The sequence below is a fragment of the Gordonia rhizosphera NBRC 16068 genome (assembly GCF_000298195.1).
Classification (GTDB): domain Bacteria; phylum Actinomycetota; class Actinomycetes; order Mycobacteriales; family Mycobacteriaceae; genus Gordonia; species Gordonia rhizosphera.
On sequence record NZ_BAHC01000224.1, the window covers coordinates 1 to 2,594 of the forward strand.

Below are 2,594 nucleotides of genomic sequence, written 5' to 3' on the forward strand. Positions count from 1 at the left end.
ACGGCCCCGGTTCCCCCGCGGATGTCTTCCGACAGGACAACGCTGACCCCGCTGACCCGGCCCCGGCCCCGGCTGCGACAACCGAGCACTGAGCCGTCACCGCCGCTGCGCGCAGCTCACCGCTCCAGCGCGCCGCGGGGTCCGCCGAGTTCGCGGTCGGGTCCGAGCTTCGCGCGGCGCCCGGCGCGGTCACCGGCCTGTCGCGCCGCCTCTGAATACCCGGCCGATGCACTCGACGGACGCCAGGTGCCCCGCGCCCGCGACTCTGACCTGTAGTAGTCGGAGACCTCGATCTCCTTGTTCCGCAACGCCAACGCCGTCGACGACGGCTCGTGGCGGCCCTCGGGGTCGGCGCCCAGCGCCTCGGCGCGCGCCTGTTCGCGGGCCTCGCTGAGTCGTTTGCCGATGCGTTCGGCGAACGCGGACTGGAAGTTCAGTCGTGCCGTGATCGGCGACAGCGGCTTGGTCTCGATGACACGTCGGGCCCGAAACCCCGTCCCGCGGGTGACCACGCGGGAGAACTCCTCGGTCTTGTAGGCCCCCGAGCGCAGGTAGGCGTCGCTCGCCGCGACCATCTGCACCACCAGCGAGGTGTACAGCGCCTCGCAGGCGTCGATGTCCGATTCGAACCCGTAGGCCAGCACGTACGTCGAGTTGCCGGCGACGTCCACGGTGACGTCGTTGGCGCGGGCGATCGCTGCGAACAGCTGCACATAGGTCTTCAGTCCGCGCTTGCCGGCCTCGCCGATGGCGATCTGCCTCGACAGCGGTGTGGTGCGTTGTTTGGCGGCTGGATCGTGGTCGCGGGCGACGGCCAGATCGATGGAGGCCGAGGTCGCCAGCCGCTGGGCGGCTTGCATGAACGTCTCGGCCTCGTGCGGATTGTCGGTCCCCTCGGCCTGACGCAGCAGTGCCGAGATCCGGGTGAGCAGCTTGTCGTCGCGCATGTGTATCAGACTATTCGGCGGCCCGATCGGTTCCACCCGGACGGAGATCCACCGAGATCAGTGCCTTCTCGACCTAGATCACGACCCGTCCGGCGCCCAGCGCGCGATGTCGGCGTCGGTCACCTCGCGCTCGTCGGTGCGCTCGGTCATCCGACACCGACGGGCGACACGACCCGCCCGGCAGCGCCGGATCAGGCCTTCTCGCAGGCGATCCCGTCCTTGTCGCGATCACTCTTGGTGTTCGCGTTGTAGAGGTCGTCGTCGACGTAGAAGTTCGTGACCGGCGTCCCCGACGTCGAATCCACCGCACCGGTCTTGCCCACGCCGTGCGGGTAGTCGGCCCGCAGCGCCGTGCAGTTGGCGTACTCCGTCGCGGCGTTGGCGGGCGCGGCGAACGCCACCAGTGGCACCGCGGCCATCGTCACCGCTGCCAACATCCCGACCATCGATTTACGCGAGCAAACCATGACACAGCCTTTCGCACATTCTTCGTCGAACGCCGAAAATCTAGCACGACGCCGAGTCAGAGGCCGAACTGCTCCTGCATCTTGCGCAGCGTCTCGGCCGACGACATGAGTCCGGCGTGCTCCTCTTCCGACATCGGCACATGCAGGCGCGACCCGGCGCCGCTGCGCGAGACGAGCGTCGGCAGCGACAGGCACACGTCGTCGAGCCCCTCGTAGCCCTTGGCCACCGTGGACACCGGCAGCACGCGGTGCTCGTCGTTGAGGACCGCCTCGACGATACGCGTCGCGGCCAGACCGATCGCATAGTTCGTCGCGCCCTTGCCCTCGATGATCTTGTAGGCGGCGTGCACGACCTCGTCGTGCATCTTCGCGCGGGACGCTGAGTCGATGGGCTCACCATCCGGCAGCGGATTCCAGTCCAGCAGCGGAACACCGCCGATGCTCGCCGAACTCCACAGCGGGATCTCGCTGTCGCCGTGCTCGCCGACGATGTAGGCGTGCACGTTCTGCACGGCGACCCCGCAGTACTGCGCGATGCGGAACCGCAGCCGCGACGAGTCGAGCACCGTACCCGACCCGAACACCTGGTTGTTGGGCAGACCGCTGAACTTCAGCGCCGCGTAGGTGACGATGTCGACCGGGTTGGTGACCATGATGTAGATCGCGTTGGGCGCCACCTCGAGCACACCCGGCAGGATCTTCTTCGTCAAACCGATTGTGGCCTCGGCCAATTCGAGGCGCGACTGTCCCGGTTTCTGTTTGGCGCCCGCGGTGAACACCACCACGTCGGCGTCGGCGCAGACCGACACGTCGTCGCCGCCGATGATGTCGGCACGCGGCACGAACTCCAGGCCGTGCGACATGTCGAGGACCTCGGCGGTTACCTTCGCCGTGTTGATGTCCATCAGCGCGATGGTGCGTGCCACACCGCGGATCAGCGACGAGTAGGCGATCGCCGTACCCACCGCCCCCGCGCCGATGATTGCCACCTTGGTTGGTCGAGCCTCCATCACTTCACCGCCTGTGGTTGGTGGGTCCGCTTGTCTACCGCTGCCCGTGATTATTCACGGCGCGCGGACTCCGTGCAGCCGGTCCGGGGAACGTGTGGCGGGACGATGAGTGAGCGTTCGATCGCGAAATGACAAAGTCCCCGACCACACACGATGGTGGTCGGGGACCT

At 67.6% G+C, this 2,594-nt stretch carries 3 protein-coding genes; all 3 read right to left on the bottom strand.

Going from position 1 to position 2,594, the window contains the following annotated elements:
* Positions 1 to 116: 116 nt before the first annotated feature.
* The 3 genes from GORHZ_RS26740 to GORHZ_RS26750 all read right to left on the bottom strand — a co-directional run bounded on the left by GORHZ_RS26740 (position 117) and on the right by GORHZ_RS26750 (position 2,424).
* Positions 117 to 947, bottom strand: a complete 831-nt coding sequence (locus GORHZ_RS26740) for a DUF2786 domain-containing protein (protein ID WP_006338736.1) — start codon at positions 945 to 947, stop codon at positions 117 to 119.
* Positions 948 to 1,138: 191 nt separating this feature from the next.
* The gene (locus GORHZ_RS26745) at positions 1,139 to 1,384 is read right to left on the bottom strand and encodes an excalibur calcium-binding domain-containing protein (RefSeq protein ID WP_006338737.1); all 246 of its coding nucleotides are present in this window, start codon (positions 1,382 to 1,384) and stop codon (positions 1,139 to 1,141) included.
* A gap of 86 nt (positions 1,385 to 1,470) precedes the next feature.
* Positions 1,471 to 2,424 (bottom strand): L-lactate dehydrogenase, encoded by a 954-nt coding sequence (locus tag GORHZ_RS26750; protein WP_006338738.1) that lies wholly within the window; start codon positions 2,422 to 2,424, stop codon positions 1,471 to 1,473.
* Positions 2,425 to 2,594 lie beyond the last annotated feature (170 nt).